This window comes from Maledivibacter halophilus, assembly GCF_900167445.1.
Classification (GTDB): domain Bacteria; phylum Bacillota; class Clostridia; order Peptostreptococcales; family Caminicellaceae; genus Maledivibacter; species Maledivibacter halophilus.
This window is the reverse complement of sequence record NZ_FUZT01000011.1, coordinates 66,171-89,956: the sequence shown is the minus strand read 5'-3', so window position 1 is coordinate 89,956 and position 23,786 is coordinate 66,171. Positions and strand designations below refer to the sequence as shown.

General features: G+C 29.7%; 20 protein-coding genes and 1 riboswitch. Of the genes, 13 read left to right on the top strand and 7 right to left on the bottom strand.

The window, feature by feature from the left end; genetic code table 11:
- Positions 1-12: 12 nt before the first annotated feature.
- Entirely contained in the window at positions 13-564 is a 552-nt protein-coding gene (locus B5X81_RS19665) for a hypothetical protein (protein ID WP_079494185.1), read from the bottom strand.
- A gap of 506 nt (positions 565-1,070) precedes the next feature.
- On the opposite strand from B5X81_RS19665, the gene B5X81_RS19660 reads away from it, so the two are divergent.
- The 5 genes from B5X81_RS19660 to B5X81_RS19640 all read left to right on the top strand — a co-directional run bounded on the left by B5X81_RS19660 (position 1,071) and on the right by B5X81_RS19640 (position 8,652).
- On the top strand, positions 1,071-2,054 hold the full coding sequence (locus B5X81_RS19660) for a lipoate--protein ligase (protein ID WP_079494184.1): 984 nt from the start codon (positions 1,071-1,073) through the stop codon (positions 2,052-2,054).
- 92 nt (positions 2,055-2,146) lie between these two features.
- A riboswitch (cobalamin riboswitch) is annotated at positions 2,147-2,338 on the top strand.
- 447 nt (positions 2,339-2,785) lie between these two features.
- Positions 2,786-3,706 carry a sirohydrochlorin cobaltochelatase gene (locus B5X81_RS19655; protein ID WP_244282167.1) on the top strand — a complete coding sequence of 307 codons (921 nt, stop codon included), beginning with the start codon at positions 2,786-2,788 and terminating at the stop codon, positions 3,704-3,706.
- Positions 3,707-4,115: 409 nt separating this feature from the next.
- The gene (locus B5X81_RS19650) at positions 4,116-5,495 is read left to right on the top strand and encodes a YjiH family protein (protein WP_079494182.1); all 1,380 of its coding nucleotides are present in this window, start codon (positions 4,116-4,118) and stop codon (positions 5,493-5,495) included.
- A 103-nt stretch (positions 5,496-5,598) separates the two neighbouring features.
- A complete protein-coding gene (locus tag B5X81_RS19645; protein WP_208985102.1) occupies positions 5,599-6,693 on the top strand; it encodes an NAD/NADP octopine/nopaline dehydrogenase family protein in 1,095 nt (364 codons plus the stop codon).
- Between the two features lie 225 nt (positions 6,694-6,918).
- A complete protein-coding gene (locus B5X81_RS19640; protein ID WP_079494179.1) occupies positions 6,919-8,652 on the top strand; it encodes a sigma-54 interaction domain-containing protein in 1,734 nt (577 codons plus the stop codon).
- 71 nt (positions 8,653-8,723) lie between these two features.
- On the opposite strand, the gene B5X81_RS19635 is transcribed toward B5X81_RS19640, so the two are convergent.
- Positions 8,724-9,023 carry a Fe-Mn family superoxide dismutase gene (locus B5X81_RS19635; protein ID WP_330397428.1) on the bottom strand — a complete coding sequence of 100 codons (300 nt, stop codon included), beginning with the start codon at positions 9,021-9,023 and terminating at the stop codon, positions 8,724-8,726.
- A gap of 301 nt (positions 9,024-9,324) precedes the next feature.
- On the opposite strand from B5X81_RS19635, the gene B5X81_RS19630 reads away from it, so the two are divergent.
- Entirely contained in the window at positions 9,325-9,672 is a 348-nt protein-coding gene (locus B5X81_RS19630) for a four-helix bundle copper-binding protein (RefSeq protein WP_079494176.1), read from the top strand.
- A 190-nt stretch (positions 9,673-9,862) separates the two neighbouring features.
- Entirely contained in the window at positions 9,863-10,321 is a 459-nt protein-coding gene (bcp, locus tag B5X81_RS19625) for a thioredoxin-dependent thiol peroxidase (RefSeq protein WP_079494175.1), read from the top strand.
- A gap of 92 nt (positions 10,322-10,413) precedes the next feature.
- Here the strand turns inward: bcp and B5X81_RS19620 are convergent, their stop codons facing one another.
- A complete protein-coding gene (locus B5X81_RS19620; RefSeq protein WP_079494173.1) occupies positions 10,414-11,535 on the bottom strand; it encodes a threonine synthase in 1,122 nt (373 codons plus the stop codon).
- A 208-nt stretch (positions 11,536-11,743) separates the two neighbouring features.
- On the opposite strand from B5X81_RS19620, the gene B5X81_RS19615 reads away from it, so the two are divergent.
- The 4 genes from B5X81_RS19615 to B5X81_RS19600 all read left to right on the top strand — a co-directional run bounded on the left by B5X81_RS19615 (position 11,744) and on the right by B5X81_RS19600 (position 15,743).
- On the top strand, positions 11,744-12,883 hold the full coding sequence (locus B5X81_RS19615) for an ABC transporter substrate-binding protein (RefSeq protein WP_170917504.1): 1,140 nt from the start codon (positions 11,744-11,746) through the stop codon (positions 12,881-12,883).
- Positions 12,884-12,962: 79 nt separating this feature from the next.
- On the top strand, positions 12,963-13,796 hold the full coding sequence (locus tag B5X81_RS19610; RefSeq protein ID WP_208985101.1) for an ABC transporter permease: 834 nt from the start codon (positions 12,963-12,965) through the stop codon (positions 13,794-13,796).
- A gap of 9 nt (positions 13,797-13,805) precedes the next feature.
- Entirely contained in the window at positions 13,806-14,594 is a 789-nt protein-coding gene (locus tag B5X81_RS19605) for an ABC transporter ATP-binding protein (RefSeq protein WP_079494169.1), read from the top strand.
- Positions 14,595-15,743 carry a double-cubane-cluster-containing anaerobic reductase gene (locus tag B5X81_RS19600; protein ID WP_079494167.1) on the top strand — a complete coding sequence of 383 codons (1,149 nt, stop codon included), beginning with the start codon at positions 14,595-14,597 and terminating at the stop codon, positions 15,741-15,743.
- A 178-nt stretch (positions 15,744-15,921) separates the two neighbouring features.
- On the opposite strand, the gene B5X81_RS19595 is transcribed toward B5X81_RS19600, so the two are convergent.
- Both B5X81_RS19595 and B5X81_RS19590 read right to left on the bottom strand, forming a co-directional pair.
- Entirely contained in the window at positions 15,922-17,160 is a 1,239-nt protein-coding gene (locus B5X81_RS19595) for a CD0519/CD1768 family membrane protein (RefSeq protein ID WP_330397427.1), read from the bottom strand.
- Positions 17,161-17,278: 118 nt separating this feature from the next.
- Positions 17,279-17,986, bottom strand: coding sequence for an AraC family transcriptional regulator (locus B5X81_RS19590; RefSeq protein ID WP_079494166.1), 708 nt, complete (start codon positions 17,984-17,986; stop codon positions 17,279-17,281).
- Between the two features lie 336 nt (positions 17,987-18,322).
- On the opposite strand from B5X81_RS19590, the gene B5X81_RS19585 reads away from it, so the two are divergent.
- A complete protein-coding gene (locus B5X81_RS19585; RefSeq protein WP_079494164.1) occupies positions 18,323-19,345 on the top strand; it encodes an ornithine cyclodeaminase family protein in 1,023 nt (340 codons plus the stop codon).
- A gap of 184 nt (positions 19,346-19,529) precedes the next feature.
- Here B5X81_RS19585 and hydG read toward each other — a convergent pair whose 3' ends face one another.
- Positions 19,530-21,032 (bottom strand): [FeFe] hydrogenase H-cluster radical SAM maturase HydG, encoded by a 1,503-nt coding sequence (hydG, locus tag B5X81_RS19580; RefSeq protein WP_208985100.1) that lies wholly within the window; start codon positions 21,030-21,032, stop codon positions 19,530-19,532.
- Positions 21,033-21,055: 23 nt separating this feature from the next.
- Complete coding sequence (locus B5X81_RS19575; RefSeq protein WP_079494347.1) at positions 21,056-21,313, bottom strand: TM1266 family iron-only hydrogenase system putative regulator; 258 nt, start codon at positions 21,311-21,313, stop codon at positions 21,056-21,058.
- A 493-nt stretch (positions 21,314-21,806) separates the two neighbouring features.
- Here B5X81_RS19575 and B5X81_RS19570 point away from each other — a divergent pair, with 493 nt between their 5' ends.
- On the top strand, positions 21,807-23,786 hold the full coding sequence (locus B5X81_RS19570) for a BglG family transcription antiterminator (RefSeq protein ID WP_170917503.1): 1,980 nt from the start codon (positions 21,807-21,809) through the stop codon (positions 23,784-23,786).

Genomic DNA, 23,786 nt, shown 5'->3' with positions numbered 1-23,786 from the left:
ACAGATAAAAATTTATTCAATTTCTTTAAAGGTTTTTATTGCTTCTTTTAAGGAATCGATGTTTTTATCATACTGTTTTTCTACTCCAGTAATGGTTGCAGAATAAAAGGATTTTTCAGTTTCAATATATGTAATATATGCTTTAGCAACTACCCCATCTTGACTTGCTACAATTTCATTGGCTTTAGCAGCCTTTACTTCATCAATTGCAACATTTTCTAGGGAAGATATTTCTCCCATTTCTATAAGTTTTGCTAATACTGTTTGCTGGTTTAAATTAATAAATGAATCAATATCTTTTATTTGTTCCATAGCTGGAAAGCTCTTTGGAAATGCTTGAATGGTAACAGTCAAGCTTTTATCTTCGTTATCCAAGGTAATATTATTTTCATTTCCAATTTTATTTACGATCCATTCTCCTGGAACAGAAACTTTAAAAGTGTTCAACTCATTACTGTAATCCTTAGCAGGAGTTGTAGATGTACTATTTGAACAGCCAAATAGTAGAGCAATACACAATAGAACTGTAATACTGAATACTAGTTTTTTGATTCTTGATTTCATTTTTGCATCTCCTTCTACATTATTATAATTTTCAACTACTGAATTATACTACTTTTTGGAGCAATTGTATACAAAATATACCAAAATTCACTTCGAAATTATAAAATAGGTCGAAATTCCTATATAATGAAAGAACATTTTATCCTTTTTATAAAATTCCCAATTCTATAAGTGAGAGCAAGAATTTTCTTCAGGTGGAGTAAGATTTCCATCTGAAGCTTTGCTGTTCTGCTTTAACAGAAGGAGTTTACTTCACAGATAAAAATAGTGTTTAAGAGCAACGAATATAATTTAGGACTTTGGCTAATAAATATTGTATCATTAAGTTTTAAATGATAAGTAAAAGTATATTAAAGCTCTTTTTATGTTAGTATTTTTATAGTAATATATAAATAATATTAATATGTTGCAGGGAAACGAAAATATATAATCACTAATAATAAGCTAGCTAAGATGATTGAATAATTTCACCATTATATATCATTTTTACTAAGGAGGAAGAGAAAATGAAATATGTAAAAACCGATTGGAGCATACCATATTATAATTTTGCCCTTGAAGAATATCTTATGTCTGAAGCAAAGGAGGACAGTTATATTTTCTTTTATGTACATAAACCTTCTATCATTGTTGGAAAGCATCAGAATACCATAGAAGAAATTAATAAAGAATTTGTTGATGATAATGATATTATTGTGGCTAGGAGATTATCAGGTGGTGGAGCAGTATATCATGATGAAGGCAATCTTAATTTTTCCTTTGTACAAAGGGCAGAAAAATCCGATGTAAATAATTTTGAAAAATTTACACGCCCTATAATAAATGCACTTAAGGAATTGGGAGTAAAAGCTGAACTTTCGGGGAGAAATGATATATTAGTTGAAGGGAAAAAAATATCGGGAAATGCACAATACTATAAAAAGGGAAGAATATTAAGTCATGGTACTTTGCTGTTTAACGCCGATATGAGTAATCTATCCAAAGCATTAAAAGTTAAAGATCTCAAAATCAAATCCAAAGGAATTAAATCAGTTAGAAGTAGGGTTGCAAATATTAAGGACTATATGGAAAATGATATGTCAATATTTCATCTGAAAAATTATATTTTAAATTATATAGCTAAAAATACTGAGATTGATGAATATGTTTTAAGTGAAGATGAATTAAAGAAAATTAATAAAGCCGCCGAGGATAGATTTAGTACATGGGATTGGAATTGGGGAAATTCTCCGGAATATGAAATTCAAAAAATTAATAAATTTCCATGTGGCTTAATTGACATAAGATTAAATATTAAAGACGGTAAAATTAAAGACTGTAAAATATATGGAGATTTTTTTACAAGGAGAAATATAGAAGAATTAGAAGAATTCCTACATGGTAAAGTTTATGAAAGAGACATTATTAAAAGAGACATGAAAAATATTAATTTATCAGACTATTTTAATGGACTTAATGTAGAAGAATTTGCAGAGTTTTTAACTGTGTAATATAAAAAGTTATAATAATTAGCAAAACTATTGAAATTAATAATTATATTATGTATAATTGACTAAGAAAAGGTTTTTAATCAAGCTTTAAAGTTAATATAGAGATTTATGGTGAATTAACTAATTAGTTAATTCTTGAAAGGGAAAGAGGTGGAAATCCTCTACAGCCCCCGCTACTGTAAGTAGATATGAAATCTTCAATATACCACTGGAGAATACTGGGAAGGTGAAGAGAGTAAGATGAAGCTACGAGTCAGGAGACCTGCCATAGATTTTAGTAACTACTTCGGAGGGAAGTGTGGATTTTTTACGTTGGTTATCAAAGAATACACTTATAATCTCTGGGTGTATTCTTTTTATTTGAATTACTTAGTTATTAAATTGAATTTATAAGTTGCTAAACAGAAAAAAATTATGATTGTAAAGGCTTTATCATAAACTCCGGAGATATTATTTTCAGATAAGGCCTTTTCAGCTATGGACATAGCATATAAAAACAAATCTTTTAATTAAAGAAAGTAATTATAAAAAAGCAATAGTGGTAATAGCCAGTATGAATGATCCAAATTTAGCCTATGGGTTTAGTGAGAAAAATCTGTTTTGTTCAACGTTGTAGTATTATTAAATTTGAAATTTTAAATGAGAAGTTGATTAAAGAAGTATTTAATATTGATATTAGAATAGTTTGAGGCAAAGTTTTTGAATAATTTTAAAAAAAGGAGAGTTTTTATATGAAAAAAGTAGCATTAGTATTTATGGCTTTAGTTTTATGCCTAGGAGTTTTTACTGGATTTTCAACTGAAGTAAATGCTGATGAAGCAAGTGCAATTGGTGATCCTAATAAGAAGGCTATTTTAGTGGTTAGCTTTGGTACCAGCTATGCTGATACAAGAAAGATTACTATTGAAGCTACAGAGAATAGATTTAAAGAAGAGTTTAAAGATTATGATGTGGTTAGAGCCTTTACTTCACAGATGATAATAAACATATTACAAAAGAGAGACAATATTAAAGTATATAATGTTAAGGAAGCATTAAATCACTTGAAAGATGAAAAATATTCCCAAGTAATAATTCAACCCCTTCATATTATGAATGGTGCAGAATACGATGAGCTTGCAGCTGAAGCTTCAGAGTTTGTAGATGCTTTCGATGATCTTAAGATAGGAAGTCCGTTGCTTACTTCAACCCAGGATTATTTTGATACAATAGCTGCATTAGAAACTCAGTTACCAGAGCTAGAGGATAATGAAGCAGTAGTATTCATGGGCCATGGAACTCATCATTTTGCAAATTCTACATATTCAGCTTTAGAATATGCACTTCATGATTTAGGACATAAAAATGTATTTGTAGGAACTGTAGAAGGGTATCCAGGACTTGATCAAGTTATGAATAGGCTTGAAGAAAATAACATAAAGAAGGTTACCTTGATGCCTTTTATGTTAGTGGCAGGAGATCATGCTTCAAATGATATGGCTGGAGATGAAGACGATTCTTGGAAAACTGTCCTTAAAAAGGCTGGATACAAAGTAGAAATATATCTCCATGGACTAGGTGAAAATAAGGGAATACAAAAAATATATGTAGAGCATGCACGTCAATTAATTGAGGGTAATGTTGAAAAAGATCAAGAAAATCAAGAGAAATAATTAAAATATCTATGAAAATAAATTAAGCATAGTTTTTACATTTGTAAAGGCTATGCTTATAAATTTGTTTTTGTTATAGTACTGTTGATTATAAATGTATTTATTTATACTGGAATATATTTTAGCTCTTGGTTTAAGGGGAATATATTTTGGTTTTCTTATTATATAGGTGTGGCAAGGAATAATTACTTGTCACACCTATATTTTTTACCCAAAATAATTAAGAAAATAAGTTAAATTAATTTTTAAAAATTATAATATTGAGAATTTTTCTCAAATTGAGAAAAAATTTAATATATTAATATGCTATAGATAGGTAAATTACCTACTGAATGCTTTGGCATTGATATTGCAATAATATTAAAAATAACATCGATGTTAATTATTTTACTCTAAGGAGGCATTATTGATGAGTATGAAAGACCCTAAATTAAATGAAAAGATTAGCTTTAAAGATTTTAGCAAATTTCTAATTCCTTCAGCTATAGGTGTATTTCTTTTCTTATTTCCTATATTCAAAGATGGTGCAGTTAATATACCATTGGGGTATATGATTGACTTTGTGAAAACGTTTCTAAAACCTGTAGGGATGCAGATCATTTATGGTGTTGTTTTTGTTTCTGCTATTATTACAATTCTCCATAGGATTTTTAAGTTTAAATTTATAGAAGAAAACAAATTTTGGGAAAACATATTTAAAGTTGGTATAATTGGATTTTTTATTAGAACAATTGCATTATTTTTTACTTTTTCATTAGTTTTTAGACCAGAAGGTAGAGTTTTTAACATGATTATAAATGCAAATACCGGTGAATTAGCAATGAGCTTAATGTTTACTATTTTTGTTACATTTTTTATAACTTGCTATACAATACCATTGATTTCGGATTATGGGATTATGGATTTTACAGGAACTATATTTAGAGGATTTACCTATCCCTTATTTACTATACCCGGTAGATCAACTGTGGATTTAGTTACATCATGGATTGGAGGTAATAGTACGGGCATTTTAATAACAATCAGACAATATGTGGGTGGTTATTATAATGCTAGAGAAGCAGCTATTATTTCAACAATGTTTTCAGTTGTTTCCCTGCCCTTTTGTTTAGTAATTGCCAACACACTAGGTGTAGGAGATTTATTTATACAATTTTATGGGATATTAGCTATTGTTGGTATAATTTCAACTATTATTATAGTTAGAATTCCCCCTTTATCCGTTTTTGACAATTCAACCTATAAAAATCAGGAATATCAAACAAATGAAATTGCTCCAGAAGGTATTAATAAATATAAGTGGGCATTAAAAAGATCTATAAATAAAGCTAAAGAAGGCGGCAATCTTATTGATATTATTACCAATGGAACAAAAATGTATGTTGATTTATTTTTAACTTTAGCACCGACTATTTTAACAATTGCTATTACAGCACTTGTAATTTCAGAATATACACCAATTTTCACGTGGATTTCTAAGCCAATGGGCTATTATTTAAATATGCTCGGTGTTCCAGAAGCCTTTGAAGCTGCCCCTGCAACAATTATTGGATTTGCGGATATGTTTTTACCAGCTATTGTTGCCAGCTCAATTGCATCAGTAAAAACAAAATTTATAATAGGTATTTTATCCTTAGTTCAAATCATTTATTTATCAGAAATGGGTGCAGTATTAATAGGTTCTCAAATACCAATAAATGTTAAGCATTTAGCTATTCTTTTCATAGAAAAGACACTAATTGCATTACCATTAATTGTACTATTTACAAATCTGTTAGGAATTCAATAGATTATATTTTAAAACAATATGAAGTAGTTATTTTTATAAAAGTAATTATGCAATTATTTCAAGTGATAAAAAAGGGGATGATTTAGATATGAGGAGGATATCTGTGTTAGGTGCAGGTAATGGAGGCGTTACAGCAGCCTATCATTTCTCAAAACTTGGACATGAAGTTTGTATTTATGATCAAAAAGAATTTGATACTCAAATTAAAGCTATTAATAAAAATAATGGTATTCGTGCACTAGCAGAGGCTTCGGAAGTGAAGATGATGATTCCAGGATTTCAGGCAGTAAAAAAAGCAACTACCTGTATAGAGGAAGCTGTTGAATTTGCTGAGATATTAGTGATTATTGTACCTTCTTTTGCCCAGAAAGTGATATTTAAAAAAATGTTGCCATATTTAACAAATCAGCATACTCTTGTATTTATGCCAGGTAACTATGCCAGTTTAGTTATGGATACAGTTAAAAAGGAAATGGGATATGAATCTTTAAATTTGACTTACGTGGATATTATTTCAATCCCCTGGGCATGTAGAATTTTTGAGCCAGCACATATTGGTATTATGGGATTAAAAGAATTTATATATGGTGGAGTATTTCCAAGAGAAAATAGGAAAAAAGCTTTAGCAAATCTTAATTCCTTTTTTCCAATTGAAGTTAGACCCTTAGAAAATGTAATAGAAGCAGGTCTTGAAAACATTAATTTTGGTGGGCACCCTTTAATTACTACTATTAATATAGGATTATTAGAAAATTTTGAAGGCAAATTCAATTATTATTCTGATTGTGTTTCTCCAGCAACAGCAAGGGCTTCTGCTAAAATGGAAGAGGAGCGTATTCAAATTGGAAAAGAATTAGGATTAAAGTTAAGATCAGAATTAGAAATGATGAACGCATTATATAACACAAATGCAAAGTCAGTGTATGAATTTAATAAGACATCAGTGGCCCATGGAAAAATCCATTCTGCTCCAAATTCTTCTAAAAGCAGATATATTACTGAAGACGTTCCATATATATTAGTTCCATGTTATGAATTTGCCAAATTACTCTCATTGGAAGTTCCAATTATTGAATCTGCAATCAGAATTTCTTCTGCATATAATGATGAAAATTATTTTGAAACTGGAAGAACATTAAAAAAAATGGGGTTAAAAGGAATGAGCAAAGAAGAGATTCTGGAATATGTCAATCAATAATATGTTATAATTATTATATAGATGAAAAAATTAAAAGATTTAAAGATTAATAAATTTCAAAGAAAAATGGAAAGGGACTCATTATTTTCTTTGAAATTTATTTTAATTTCTAATATTATTTATCTGAGAAACTTGCATAATTAATATTATTAATTATAAAATTCTTCACATGTATTATGCAAATTACTCATCTATATATGAAGCTACAAAGTGGGAGGAATAGGAATGGTATCCTTAAAAGATATTGCTGGCTATATAGAGCAAACAGCAAATATAATTGGTGGAGTACTTGAGCTTGATGTGCTAATAGTCGATGATAAACTTAGAATTTTAGGAGATAGTGATTTAGAAGAAGTTTCTCAAGAAGAATGTATAAGCAAAAACTCTATTTTAACCAAGGTTATGGATACAGGTAAGCTGATTGTCCTTAATTCAAAACTGGATCACAAAGGTTGTCTGACATGCAAAAACATTAATAATTGTCCTGTAACTATGATTATAGGGATACCATTACTATTTGAAGAGCATATTATTGGAAGTGTTGGTGTTATTGGGAATAATAATCAAGACAAAGAAAAAATCCTTAAAAATAAGAAAAATTATTTAAAGTTTATCAATCGCATGATTGAATTGATTATCAACAAATTAGTAGAGGAAAAGGAATTAAAGGAGATTTCTCTTTTTTCAAAACGTATTGAAGTAGTTTTGGATTCAATTGATCAGTTTTTAGTTTTAATATCGAATGATGGAAAAATTCTTAATAGTAATTCAAATTTTAAAAAGATATTTAAAAGTAAATTACCCAATAATATTAATGATATTCTAGAACAAGAACTGGTAAAAAAAATACTTGTTGAAAAGAGAGAAATTAAATATAAAGAAATTAGAATTAATAAAAAATATGATTTTCTATTAAGTAGTAAACCGGTTATATTGCATAATAAGAGTCAAGGAGCTGTTTTGAATTTTAGATCCATTGAAGATATAACAAAGGAAATGAATGATTTATATACCCCTAGTATGGATGTAGAATTTGATGATTTAATTGGCCGAAGCTATGAAATAAAGGAACTTAAAGAAAAAATAAAACAAATATCAGGCAGTAATTCTACAGTGCTGATTAATGGAGAAACAGGTACTGGAAAAGAGGTTGTTGCAAGACTTATTCACAATACAAGTAAGCGTAAGGATAAGCCTTTTGTTGCTATTAATTGTTCAGCAATTCCAGAAGAACTTATGGAATCAGAGCTTTTCGGTTATGAAGAAGGAGCTTTTTCGGGAGCTAGAAAGGGCGGTAAGATTGGAAAGTTTCAATTGGCAGATGGAGGAACTATTTTTCTCGATGAAATTGGTGAAATGGCATTGCATTTACAATCAAAATTATTACGAGTATTACAGGAAAAATGTATAACAAAAATAGGTGGATTGGAATCAAATAGTATTGATGTAAGAATCATTTCTGCAACAAACAAAAAACTGGAAGATTTAGTTTTGGAAGGGAAATTTAGAGAAGATTTATACTATCGACTGAAAGTCATTCCACTTACAATTCCACCTTTAAGAGAAAGGCTAGGAGATGTAGAACTGCTTCTTAATCATTTTCTTAAGATATATTCCATGAGAATGGACAAAAAGATAAATAGCTTTTCAAGTGATGCATTGAAAGTGTTAATCAAATATCCTTGGTATGGAAATGTAAGAGAACTCAAAAATGTTGTTGAATTCTCAGTTAATATGACAAATAATAATATAATTACAGTAAATAATTTACCAAAAGATATATTACATTTGAATCGATTAAAGAAAGGTAATTTAAATATTGATTATCATACAAAGCAATTAATTGCTGAGGCATTAAAAAATTATGGTGATACAACTATAGGAAAAGAAAAAGCAGCAATGGCATTAGGAATTTCTATGGCAACATTATATCGTAAAATGAAAGAATATAATATATAAGGGGATGGTTCTACTGTATCCCTTCCCAAAAGACATGTCAGAATCTCCCCATTGTATACTTTTATTTTTATCTACAAAGTTAGTGGCACTTGACCGTTTATTGCTAAAAGAAGTCTTCTTTCAACTTCGTACCAATTGATTAAATTCCACCAACCATTAATATATTCCTGTCTTTTATTCTGATAATCGAGATAATATGCATTAGTTTTGCGTACCTCTACTAAGTTGATTTCTGCTTTGTTGAGTCCATCAACATAGGACTTATGATGCTTATTATGGTGGATTCTTAGGGTTTTATCACCGATTACTGGTTCTAATGCATTGTAGGGATATGGTAATGGGGGAAGTTTATGTCGTCCTGGGGGTATCATATTATATTCCATAATTTTAGTCCTCCTTATTTTAAATATGACTTATATATAATGAAATAATTTCAAAGGTTGATTTATATCTTAAAAAATCTTAAAAAAATTTATATTTTAAAACATATAAATTAGATTTTTAGATTATATCCCTATATTAATATCATATTAATATAGGGATAGATTAATGAATGAAAATTTATATTTGGAATAATACTATATATTGTGTAGTAAAGTTAAATCAGGGTTATTCAATTGTAAAAATAAGAGAAAAGAAATTTTAAAAGAATCAGATGAAAGGAGTGCTAATATGGGTGTTGTAACAAATAAGACCAATAAATTTCAAGCATGTATAGATGCATGTAAAAAATGTATGCAAGCTTGTTATGAGTGCTTTAGTGAATGCTTAAATGAGCCGGATCTTAATGCTAGAAAAAACTGCTTGAGTATATTGGTTGAATGTGCTATGATGTGTCAGATGTCTGTGGCGATGATGTCAATGGATGGACAATTTTCTAAACAGCATTGTAAATTATGTGCAAGTATCTGTGAAAAATGTGCACAAGAGTGTGATATGTTTAAAGATGATCATTGTCAGAAATGTGCAGAAATCTGTCGTGTGTGTAGTGAAGAATGCAGGAAGATGGCTAGTATGTGATTAATAGAAGTGAAATAAATTTATAAAGCTATATAAAAGCTGAAGAAAAATTCCTACAATATTATTGTAGGAATTTTTCTTCATGATATATTATGTAATTTCCTTAATTACAATTTTCAAGGATGTTTAATTAAATAGAATAAAGGGTATATCTTAATTAATTCTAAGGTAGCCTTTAAGGAGTGATAATATGTTAAAAATAGGTGATAAAGCACCTGATTTCACATTAAAAAATGAAGAAAATCAAGATATAGCATTAAGTGATTTTAAAGGTAAAAAAGTAGTTTTATATTTCTATCCAAAGGACAATACCCCCGGCTGTACAAAGGAGGCATGTAGCTTTAGAGATGTATATGATGATATATTGGAAGCTGGAGCTGTAGTAATTGGAATCAGTAAAGATAGTGTCAAGGCTCATAAAAAATTTAAGGATAAATATGAGCTTCCATTTTATTTGTTAAGTGATCCAGAACATGAGGTTATTGAATCCTATGGAGTATGGCAAGAAAAGAAGATGTTTGGAAAAGTATATATGGGCATAGTGCGTTCTACATTTATTATTGATAAAGATGGAATAATAGAAAAAGTATATCCAAAGGTTAAGCCAAATGAGCATGGTGAAGAAATACTAAAAGCATTAAATATATAAAAATAGAAGATCAAAAAAATTTACTGATTTATATATATATAAGACAAGGGGAGGTAACTGACCCCTTGTTTTCAATTCTTATACATTATGACCTAATCTTTCTTCAATCCAGCGCCACATAAAGGAATAATTACTTTGCCAGATAAATTATGATTTTTTTCATTAAAATAATCTAAAAATCCTGCAAAGGTTGCTGCCGTAGTGGGTTCTACATAAAAGCCCTTTTTAGCTAAGTATTCTCGTGTTTGATTAATTTTGCTTTCAGGAGCTGTAATAATCTTACCTTTTGTAATTCTGACAGCTTCTAATATTTGCTTTCCTCTCATTGGTTTAGCAATGGCAATTCCTTCAGCTAAAGTACCGGTGTTAGTAGTCTCACTAACAAAATCCTTGCCTTCTTTAAAAGCGTTATATATAGGAGAGCATCTTTCAGCTTGAACTGCTATGATTTTTGGTATTTTTTCTATTAGTTTCAAATTAAATAATTCTTTAAATCCGTAGTAACAGCCTAATAATAAAGTACCATTTCCCACAGGTATTACTACTGACTCGGGTATTTTTCCATTTAACTGTTCATAGATTTCATATGCATAGGTTTTTGTACCTTGATAGAAAAAAGGATTATAAACATGGCTGGCATAAAAACCTTCTCCATTTTCTACTGCATTTAAGGCTTCTATTGCAGTATCTTCTCTAGTGCCTTTAACTATATGGACCTTTGCACCATGGGAAGAAATTTGCCTAATCTTCTTAGAGGAAGTCCCCTCTGGAACGTAAATATCACAGTCTATTCCTGCTCTACTTGCATAAGCTGCTATAGAATTTCCAGCATTTCCACTGCTATCTTGAATGACTTTTCTTATTCCCATTTCCTTAGCCTTAGAAATTAAAATGACGGCACCTCTGTCTTTAAAGGAAAGAGTAGGCATTAGGTAATCAACCTTTACAAGGATATTAGGATAGGCTTTATCAAGGGGCACTATAGGGGTTAGCCCTTCTCCCATAGTAATGTCTTTCCATGAATTAGAATTATTATCAAAGGGAAGAGCTTTTAGATATCTAAATAAACTCCATTCATTACTTAAAATATCCTTTTTTGAAAATGAAAAATCAAATTCATCAATATCTAATAGCCCTCCACAATCACATCTAAAAACCAGTGTTTTAGGATCATACTTTTTATTGCATTTACAGCATATATACTTTATTGACATGATAATAACCTCCTCTCTATATATTTTATATTATTATATAGAAAACACAAAAAAAGATAGTTCTAATTTTATTGTTATTTTTTAAACTAATATATTTATAAAATTTATAAATATACTAGTGATAGACTATTAATAATTTCAATTAGACAATGGTATTCTTTCCTAGTTATAATGTTAATGACAATATTTTAACTAGGAGTGATTGGAATTGAGATGCAAAAAATTTACAATTATATTTTTAGGACTTCTTATTCTTTCTATTATTTTAATAGGATGCAGCAATGATAAGGAAGCTGTCGATGGTGATAGTAAAAATGAAATTCCTACGTTAAAAGTAGGTTATATTTTTACAAATCATCAAACACCTTTAATGGTTGCAGCAAAAAAGGGAGAGGAATTTAAGGAAAATGGTGTTTATCTTAAAGAAATTGCAGAGCGTCAAAAATATGCTTTAATAGAAAATGATAAGACATTAGCAAATATTGAATTAGTAGTAACTAAAAGTGGATCAGAAACCATGACAATGATGGGTCAAGGGCATATTGATATGGGACTTGCTTCAAGTGCAGCTTGTATAACAGCAATTGATAAAGGAACAAAAATTAAAATTTTAAATCCAGTACATACAGAAGGAATTGGACTTGTTACAAGTAAAGAATCTTCTATTAATGATTGGGATGATTTTAAAAAGGCTGCACAGGAAAGCGATTCTCCTATTAAGGTAGGATATCACTCACCGACTAGTGCACCAGTTATTTTATTTGAGGCAGCTCTTAGTGATTCAAATTTAACTGGAACATATGATCCAGATAATATGGATGCAGACATTTTATTTGTTGATTTAAAGGGAACAAATAATCTCATACCAGCATTAACAAGTAATCAAGTAGATGCATGGGTAGGACCTTCACCTTATCCAGAGCTATCAGTAACTGAAGGTGTTGGAAAAATAGTTTTAGATATGAAACATCTGCCTCCAGAGGGCAAATGGCATGATTTTCCCTGTTGTGTGACATCAGCCACAGAAGCTGTAATAGAAAAGAATCCAGAGGTAGTTGAAGCATTTTCTAAACTACTAACTTCAGCAGCAGATTATTCGGAAAAACATAAGGATGAAGCTGCAAAAATTACATCTGATTTTACTGGTGTATCTGAAGAAGCAGCTAAAATGGCCACAATTAAATATACAACTGATCCTTCAAAAATATGGGTGGAAAATGTTGGATTGATTTTTGAAGCCTTGAAAAAAGCTAATAAATTAAGTGATGATTTTGTAGATAGGGATTATGAAAGTATAAAAGAAGAAATATATGATTTTAGCTTTGTTAACAAGGCTTTAGGGAAATAAAAGAAAGGATTGTAATTATTAGCAGGGTATAACTACCCTGCTATTGGTATTTGAGAATATAAGTATGGAGGTAAGTAAATTGAATAAAGTTATAAGATATATTTCTCCAATAATTCTTCCTATGTTTTTTTTAGTGTTTTGGCAGTTTTATTCAATTGAAATAAATAATCCTATAATTCTTCCAAGAGTTGATAGGGTATTTGAAATTTTAATTAAACCTAATATGAGTCTTTTAAGTTTAGGCTCATTAATTAGAAACACACTTATAAGCATTTTAAGGGTTGGAATAGGCTATACAGCTGCAATGTTTTTAGCAATACCTTTAGGAATGTTTATAGGCTATTCAAAAAGGATTGAAGAATTTCTTATGCCATTTCTAAATTTATTTAGACCAATTGCTCCCTTAGCATGGGTTCCTTTAGTACTGGCTTGGTTTGGTGTTACAAGTTTAGCTTCAATCTTAAAAATAGAACAAGGAAGTTTTTATACTCTTTTTAGCAATATAAAGGCTTCTATGTTATTTATAATATTTATAGGTGCGTTTTTCCCTATTTTAACTAATAGTATCTATGGTGTTAAAAGTGTGAGGGAAACCTTAATAGATTCTGCACTTACTATGGGAGCCAATAAAAAAGACATATTTATAAAGGTTCTTTTGCCAGCCTCTTTGCCATCGGTTATTACAGGCCTTAGGGTAGGGCTTGGAGTTGCTTGGATGTGTTTGGTTTCTGCTGAAATGCTTCCGGGAAGTTTAGCAGGTATAGGATATTTAATAACTCATGCCTATACGGTGGCAAGAACTGATATAGTTATAGCAGGTATGATTTCAATAAGCTTTGTAGGTGGACTATTTGATTATGTATTTCAAAAAATAGAAATAAAATTTTTTAAATGGCAGAGCATGGAAAAGTAGGTGAATATTATGGAAAATATTATAGAAATAAAAGGACTCAACAAAAGATTTATAACTGAGAAAAAACAAGAAGTTAACGCTTTAAGAAATATAAATTTGAATATAAAAGACCAAGAATTTATTTGCATATTGGGTCCAAGTGGCTCGGGGAAATCGACACTACTTAGATTAATGGCAGGACTTATAAAGCCGACAACAGGATCAATAAATGTAATGGGAAAAGCCATTACCAGGCCTATTTTAGAATCTGGTTTTGTGTTTCAAGAATATTCCTTAATGCCCTGGAGGAATATAATTGATAATGTGGCATTTGGATTGGAACTCAGAAAATATTCTAAAATAGAGAGGTATAAAATAGCTGAAGATATTTTAATAAAATTTGGCCTTAAAGATTTTACAAGAAGTTTTCCCTACGAGCTATCTGGAGGCATGAAGCAAAGAGCTGCAATAGCAAGAGCTATAGCAACATATCCTAAAATACTTTATATGGATGAACCCTTTGGAGCATTAGATGCTTATACAAGATTTCAAATGCAAAAAGATTTGATTGAATTTTGGTTAAAGGAAAAAAGGACTATAGTTTTTGTAACCCATAGTGTAGAAGAAGCTGTTTTTCTGGGAACGAGGGTTATTATTATGAGTCCTAGACCAGGGGAGATAATTGCTGATGATAATATAGACTTAGATTATCCTAGAAATCGTTGGAATGAAGAATTTGGGAGCTATTTTAAAGTTATAATGGATTTAATGAATGAAGTTAGTGAAGGTAAGGAAATAGGGAAAGGAAGGGTGATATAAATGAATGAAATTGATGGTATATTTCAGGAGCTTATGGAAAATAAAAGAAAAGGTGTAATGGAAATAAAAAGGGCTAAGGAGGAGGGGAAAAAAGTTGTAGGGACTTATTGTGTATTTACTCCTTATGAAGTAATATCGGCGGCTGGAGCTATACCAGCCTCCCTGTGTAGTAAAAATGATGAAACTATTTCTGATGCAGAAAAACATCTTCCAAGAAATCTTTGTCCCCTTATAAAATCCAGTTATGGATATGCAATGACCGACAAATGCCCATATTTCTATTTTTCTGATTTGATTGTGGCAGAAACCACATGTGATGGAAAGAAAAAAATGTATGAACTTTTAAAGAGAATGAAACCAATGCATGTTATGCAGCTTCCCCAATCTTCCTATAGAAATGAAGATTTAGATATGTGGAAAAGCGAAATAATATATCTAAAGAAAAGATTAGAAAAAGAATTTAATGTAAAAATAACTGAAGAAAAGATTCTTAGTGAAATCAAATTAAAAAATAAGGAAAGAAAAGCATTAAAGGAATTTTATAGTTTGGCTAAATTAGATCCGCCGCCAATCTATGGTGAAGAAATACAGCTTTTATTAAATACTATTAAAACTAGCTTTGATAAGCCAAAGGCAATTAAAAAAATTAGAAATATAACTGATAAGATAAGAAAATCCTATGAAAATGGTGAAAGAAGAGTAGAAAAGCATAGGCCAAGAATTCTAATAACAGGATGTCCTATGGGTGGAGCTGTTGAAAAAATTATTAAAATAATTGAGGAAAATGATGGAGTAGTAGTTTGCTTTGAAAATTGTAGCGGTGTTAAGGAAAAGGAGGAATTAGTAGATGAAAATAAGAATCCTATAGATGCAATTGCTGAGAAGTATTTAAATATACCATGTTCATGTATGAGTCCTAATGACAGTAGATTAAAGCTTTTATCAAGTCTTATAGATGAATATAAAGTTGATGGGGTAGTAGATGTAATACTCCAGGCATGTCATACATATAATGTTGAGACTTTTTTAGTTAAGGAGTTTATAAAGAAAGAGAAGAATATTCCTTATATGAATATAGAAACCGACTATTCACAAAATGATATAGGACAGCTTTCAACAAGAATAAGTGCTTTTTTGGAAATGATTTAAAAAAGTATAAATCAACAAAATTGAAACTTAGAATAGATTATAGACATAGATTTCCCATATAGGGAGTTTTAATATTTCCTTAAAACCACTCATATGAAATATTAAAACTCTCTAAATTGTATTTAAAACAAATTATTTGATTATAATAGCATGACAAGTTAATTTAATTCTATTCACATTAGAATAGTAAGTATATAAAATGTGCAGATATTCCGCCAATTAAACCACCAATGGTATGACTTGTTAAAGCTGTTGATATGAGCTCTCTATGCTTAAGTGCATCCATCATTGCCACATGTGTGCTCAAATAACCACTCCAGCACATTCCCATAGCTGTGAATACCGCGATATCATTCCCTGATATTAGTCCTAAATCCAAGAATTTAGGTACTAGACTAATTGCAGCTCCAACAGCTCCGAGAGATGTAATTGGGAAGGCTATAGCTTCTGGACTAGAGAATCCAAATAAAGGTTTAATAATTGGGGCTATAAAATCTCCAAGCTTAGGTAATAATGCCACACCTTCAAAGGCAACTCCTTGATATCCTATACTTGGCTCTTTAGGGCCAAAAGTTAAAGTCATAACTATAGTACATACAAATAACACTCCAGGAATAATTGCCACACCCATTTCTACTCCACTTTTACCGCCTTCAAGCATTGCAGTCATAAATCTTATAAAAAATGAGTCGTTAGAATTGTTTTTAGGCAAATCAATAATTTTTTTAGAACTTTGTTTTTTCCGTCTTGACAAAGGAGATTTATATCGAATTTTATAGGACATTATCCTAACACTAAAAATACTGCCAATTATTGCACCTAAGTTTCCTATCAATGCTTCTTTAATAAAGCCAAATCCCATCATAAAAGTAGTAAGTATTAGTCCCATACCAAAGGATGTACCAAGGTTACAAAGACAGGGTACTTCGTCTTCATTAAAATATTGGAGATATGCTTCATCATTGGCAAGGGTAATGATTGCTGGATTATCTGATAAGTAAGTTGTAATAATTCCTAAAAAAGATGCTCCTGGAAGATTATATAGAGGTTTCATTAGTGGTGAAAAAATCCTGTTAAATAATTTAACAACACCAAATTCTGAAGCAAGACTTCCTATGGCTCCCATGACTACAGAGATTGCCAATATATAAAAAGCTGTTTCCATTAAAAGCGCATATGCTGTTTGCATAAGTGATGAAAAAACATTAGATATACCCATATTAATACCTAAGTAACCTATGAAGAGACCTACCATGGATAGAAATATTATTGTATATAGTATTTCTCTTAGTTTGTTAGATTTTAATACATTAGTTTTTCTAGGTGTAGAATCATGTTCTATTGTCCTATTTGGAGTAAAGTTTTTAGCAGAAGTCTCTATATTTGAACTATGGAAAGCTATTCCATTTTTTTTCATAAAAGCACCTCCAAACATATAATAATAAATATAAATAATTATATAATAAGGAGGCTAATTTCTCTATACAGTAATTAAGGAAGTCATTAGCTGAATCGCAGAATAAATATTCTGAATATTAATGGTTTAGATTTCTATAATCAGTAGGGCTCATGGTTTCTAGTAGTTTGAAAACTCTGCAAAAAGAAGAGCTATGATCATATCCTACTTGATTTGATATTTCCGTGATACTGTAATTTGTAGTTATTAAAAGTTCTTTTGCTTTTTCAATCCTCAGCTTTTGAATATAATCCCTTGGACGCATTCCAGTTTGCTTTTTAAACCATTCTGAGTAATAGTTGACGTTGTAATGTTCGATATTTGCTAGTTGAGTTATGTTGATATCTTGATTATAATATTTATTTATATATTCAATTGACTTTGATTTTTTTCTTTCAATAATTTTATCGTACAAATAAAAGAATAGATATTTTACTGACTCTGAATCTGGATTTTCCTCAATTTCTTGGCTTATAATTTTAATTAGCAAAGATATTCTTTCATCAATTAAAATTTTACTACTAGATTTTAATTTATCCATATCAGCTTTTTTTATCATATTGTTGGGTATGTTAATAACTAATGATTTTTTTCCGGATTTACTTCTATACCTATGATAACAATTAGGTGCTATAAATCCTAGAGACTTATTGTCAATTCTAAAATCCTCATCATTTGTTTGTATATAAACGTATGATTCCAGAGGGATGACTATTTGAGCATAGGGATGATTATGACTATTTATTTTTTTTGAAATTTCTACAATATTAATATTTATTTTATTCATTAGATCACCTATTATAGATAAACAAGACCAAGATTTAAAATAAATTTTAAAGGAAATAATGAAGGTTTCTACATTTTTATTTCAAATTTATCAAATCTTAAAGATGTTTATTATTGATTTAGTATTTATATTACTATTATATACAATTGATTAAATTCATACAATTTATCTGAAATCATTCTCTTTCCTTAAAAAGGCTATAGATTATTACAAAAGAACTCTAGTTTGAATTTTTAGAATTTTATTAATTTCTATATTATGATATTTAAGGTATAATATACTAAAAGCCATTATACAATTGCTTTTTAGCATGATTTCAAAACGGGGGGATATAGTATGAATTTTATCAAGGACAGAGAAGTTATATCGGAAAAGCTTAGTATTGGAAAGGAATTATTATATTTAACCAAACCACAATGTGAAAATATTGGAATTACTAGGCAGAGGATTCTGAAATTAATAGAGGAGGTACTTATAGCCCATGGTAAAAAGGAATATGAGATGCCTGCTAAAATAGGTGTTCATCCTTTAGAAGAGGTTTTTTACCATGCAATGCCTGCTTATCTTCCATCAAAAAAAGCAGTAGGAGTAAAATGGATAGAATGTTATCCGAATAACCCTAAAAAATTTAATCTTCCTCAAACAACAGGTCTTTTAGTACTTAATGATATTCTTTCAGGATGTCCTATTGCTATTATGGATAGTACCTGGCTCACTGCCATGAGAACTCCTGCAGTGACAGTTTTAGCTGCTGCTGCCCTTCATTCAGATGCAGAAACCTTCGGCATGTTTGGCTGTGGAGTTCAGGGAATAGAGCATGTTAGATTTATAGTTAAAACTTTGCAGAAGCTAAAGAAAATATATATTTATGATATTGTAGAGGATGCGATGGATAATTTGATAAAAATAGTTCAACCGGAGATAGATGTTGAAATTATAAAGGGAAAATCCCCTAGAGAATTAGCAGAAAAGTGTGAAGTTATGAGTTCAGCAACAATAATTATAAAAGATACATTATCGGTAGTTAAAGATGAGTGGATATCCAAAGGACAAACTATTTTACCTTGCGATTTGAATACATTTTGGGATCCTGATATATCAAAAAGAGCAGATAAATACATAGTTGATAGTATTGAAGAACATGAATTGTTTAATAATATGGGATACTTTCCCGATGGACTACCTAATATAGATTGTGAAACTGGAGAAGTAATAGCAGGTCTACAGCAGGGAAGAACAGCAAAGGATCAGTTAATTGTTTGCAGCAATATAGGTATGTCTGTATGTGATGTTGTAGTAGGGAGAGAAATTTTTGACATAGCCTTGGAAAATGATATTGGTACAATTTTACCCCTTTAAAATTTATTATCTTTATACATAAAGAAATTTTAAAAAACCTTAGAGGTTATATCATGTCATGATATAATCTCTAAGGTTTTAATTATTGGCAATTTCAATTAAGTACATATCCTGGGAAGAACACCAGATGAGATTTATCTCATTAACAAAAATAAGATATTTATGGTTGATGAAGTGGAAAATCCTATAAATAAATATCCCTTTCACCTTTAGCAATTTTATCATAGGAATCCATCAGCTGTTTATATAGGCCATGTTCCTTAAAATATGGAATATTACCTATTTCCTCAATTTCTTTTTGTATAACCCTTTCACCGGCCACTTTAGTTTCTAAAGAAGCATAATCATCTAAGTATTCCTTAAAGGTTAGTACAGCGTTAAGTTTACAGAATTTGCCTTCTATACATCCTTTAAGAAGTCCCATTATCTTATCTCCAGTTCTTCCACAACGATATCCTGCAGTACAGAAGGAAGTAATAGTATCATTTTGTGCAAGAAGTTTAATTACTTCATCTAAGCTTCTTGTATCTCCAAGCATAAACTGTTGTTTTTCCTTATTTTGCATACCATTACTTTGACTATATCCTCCAATTTCTATTATAGAGGAAGCATCCATTTGGGTACATCCTACATTAATAACGTCATCTCTAACCTTAGGTGATTCTCTTGCAGTAATAATTAAACCAGTATAAGGTACTGCAAGTCTTAATACAGTAACAAGCTTTTTAAAATCAGCATCGTTTACTATATATTTTGAATCTGAAAAAGTTGTTGTTCCAGATGCAGGCATAATTCTTGGAAATGAAATTGTATGAGGTCCTATTCCAAATTGCTTCTCAAGGTCTAAGGCATGATAGATTAATCCCATAACTTCAAATTTCCAGTCGTAGAGACCAAAAAGGGCACCAATGGCTAAGTCATCAATACCAGCATCCATTGCTCTATGGAGTGAGTAAAGTCTCCATCTGTAATCTGATTTTGGACCGAAAGGATGTAGATATTCATATAAATTTCTATTATAAGTTTCCTGAAATACTTGATATGTACCAATTCCAACGTTTTTTAGTTTAACTAAATCTTCAGTTGACATTGGAGCGGCATTTACGTTAACCCTTCTAATATTTCCATATCCATTACCATTAGGGGATTTTTTCCTGACATCATAAACTGCTTTTATAGAGTCACACATATAATCAACATCGGAAAGGGGATGTTCTCCATAAACAACAATTACTCTTTTATGTCCCTGATCAACTATAACTTCAGTTTCCTTTTTTACTTCTTTCATAGTTAATCTTCTTCTTTTTTCTTCTTTATTATTAGTTCTAAATCCACAATACCTACAGCCATTTACACAAAGATTACTACAATATAAAGGAGCAAAGAAAACAATTCTATTATCATATACTTTACGTTTTATTTCTGCTCCTGCTTCGTACATTTCTTCCCATAGCTCTTCGTCTTCCACATTGAGGAGTGAAGCAACTTCATCGGGAGTAAGGGTTTGAATAGATTTGGATTTTTCAATAATATTTCTTATGTGGTTTTTATCATTTGTTTTGCAGGATTTAAGTTTTTCAGATATTTTTTCTTCATCAATAAAATCTTTACCGTTAATAAGAAATTTATCGATTTGATTTTGCTTAATTACCTGATTTGACCATTTGCTTACTGACATTGTTGCCATTTAAATCATCCTTTCAAAATTTTTTATTTTTCAATGTTTTTCTTAGAAAATGACGTTTTAATATTTACACCTTTTATATTGCCAAGTTTACCTGTTAAACTGTTTATTTCATCTAATGATCCCGATACAATTATTGAAATTACTGATACACCTTCTGTATCAAAAGGAATACCCATTCGTCCCTTTACTATTTTTTTATAACTTGAAACTATATCGTTAAATTGAGATTGACACTCTTTAGGATTATCTAATACAGCACCTATAACAGCTATTTTAGTAATTTTAATCATCTCCCTTTTTTATAATATAAGCAATAAAAAAGCTTTCCCAAAAGGAAAGCTCGGCTGTAGTATTTCATGACATATATAATAAAAATTATCAAATGACTTTTTTATTATATAAATTATATTATAATGAAACGAATCTATAAATAAAGTATTAAGAATGCTTCACTATATGTGTCACAATATATGCCGTAGTTCCTTTTCGAATCAGATTACTCTTTTTCGGAAGGGCTACTTTTTGTACAACAAATTTTATAAGACTAATCTCATAAAATCTGAAGTCAAATATTAGTATTAATATAAATTTAAATTTCCTATTTGTGTTAATTATATAACATATAATATTTCAAATCAATAAAAATATTTTTATTGATTTGAAATATATATATAAAATCTTGCCACATAACCTAGAAATGATTTGGTATTATGGCTAAATTTATAATGATATATAATGAAGGTGAAAAAAATTTCTAGTCGAGGAGCTAATAATATGATTTTATTAACTAGAAGACAGTCGAATATAATATTGCATCTAATGAATCAAGAGAATTATTGTACCATAAAAAAGCTTTCTGAAATATTTAAAGTTAGTAATCGTACTATTAGATATGACTTAGATTATATTGAAGAATGGATGAAAGACTTAAATATAAATTTTATAAGAAAGCCGAAAAAAGGTATAAAAATTAGTAATATCAATGCCAATAAAGAAAAAATCCGTGAAGCCCTGTCAAGTTTTGAAGATAGAATTTTGTCTATTCAAGAGAGAAGATTATTTATCATGTTGAAACTATTTTTGACTAAAAATTATATTACATTGCAAGAATTGGCTGATAGACTATATGTTAGTAAAAATACTATAGCCAATGATATTGACTATATAGACAATTTGTTTGAAGTTAATGGGATTATATTACATAAAAGGCCTCGCTATGGAATGTGTTTAGATGGAGAAGAAGAAAAGCTGAGAAACTATTTTGTTAATTTAGTTAAAAGTGATTTTCAAAAAGATTTTCTAGGTAATTATGGATTTTACAAATTATTCGATGAATCAAAATTTAAAGATACTATAAATACCATTAAAGAGCATGAAATAAAAATAGGAACCCAATATATAGAAGAAAGCAAAAAAGAGCTTCTTATTTATCTACTGATTGCAGTAAACAGAATAGCAATGGGAAAAAAGATCTATTATTCAAAAGAAATGATCGATGAATACAGGAGTAAAGTTGAATTTAATATAGTAAAGGATTTAGTAGTTAAATTAGAAGAAAAGTATGAAATTACTTTTACTGAAGGGGAAATAATTTATCTTATGAAGATTTTCTTAGGAGCAAAGAGAAGAAGTAATATTAAGTATAAAGATTCATATGAAAAGGTTGATTTTGAAGTTATGAGTATTATTGAAGGAGTGGTACTTGATATTCAAAAGACCTTGGGAGTCGATTTAAGTAATGATATTGAGTTTATAAATGCCCTTAGGCTTCATTTGCAAATAGCTGTATATAGACTGAAAAACAATTTGGAAATTACTAACCCTTTAACAGAAAATATAAAATATAGAAACCCTTTTGTATTTGAAGCTTCGAAGAAGATTTTAAGTGAGTATGAAAAGTTGATTGGTAAATCCTTTCCAGATGATGAAATTGCATACGTTGCAATGCATATTGGTGCTGCCTTTGAAAGACATAAGCAAAATGGTTTTATGCCAAAGGCATTACTTGTATGTGGCATGGGTTTAGCCACATCTAATTTACTTAAAACCAGATTAAACATTATGATGCCAGAAATAAAATTAGTTGGACCAGTGGGAGTAAATGAGTCTAAAAAAATAATTGAAAATGAAAATATAGATTTTGTTATTTCTACCCGAGAAACAGATATTGAAAATACAAAGGTTATCATAGTTAACCCTTTATTAGAAAATGAGGATTTAAACAAGATCAAGACTTTAATATTTAAAAATATAAAAAGAAAACAGCTTATGTATTTATCAAAGCAAAATATATATGAAACCCAAGAGAAGAAAGTATTTTTAAAGGATATGTTAAAAAAGGATTTCGTGACTCTAAAATACGACTGTAAAAATTGGAGAGAAGCAATATTTGCGGCAGCTGATCCTTTATTAAAAAAAGGCTATATTATTGAGGACTATATAAGGGCTATGATAGAAGCCGTTGAAAAAATGGGTCCTTATATGGTTATTATACCAGGGATAGCCTTAAACCATGCCTTGGCAGAGAAAGGAGTGCTAAAGGATTGTCTTAGTCTCCTTACTTTAAAGGAAACCATAGACTTTGGAGATAAAGATTCAGAATCTGTAAAAATGATAATAGTTTTCGGAACTAACAAATCAAATAAATATTTTAAGATTCTTACTGATTTAATAAAAGTATTGGAAAAGAAAGAAAATATTAAAAAAATTTATGAAGCAGGAAATTATGAAGAAATAATGGATTTATCAAATTAG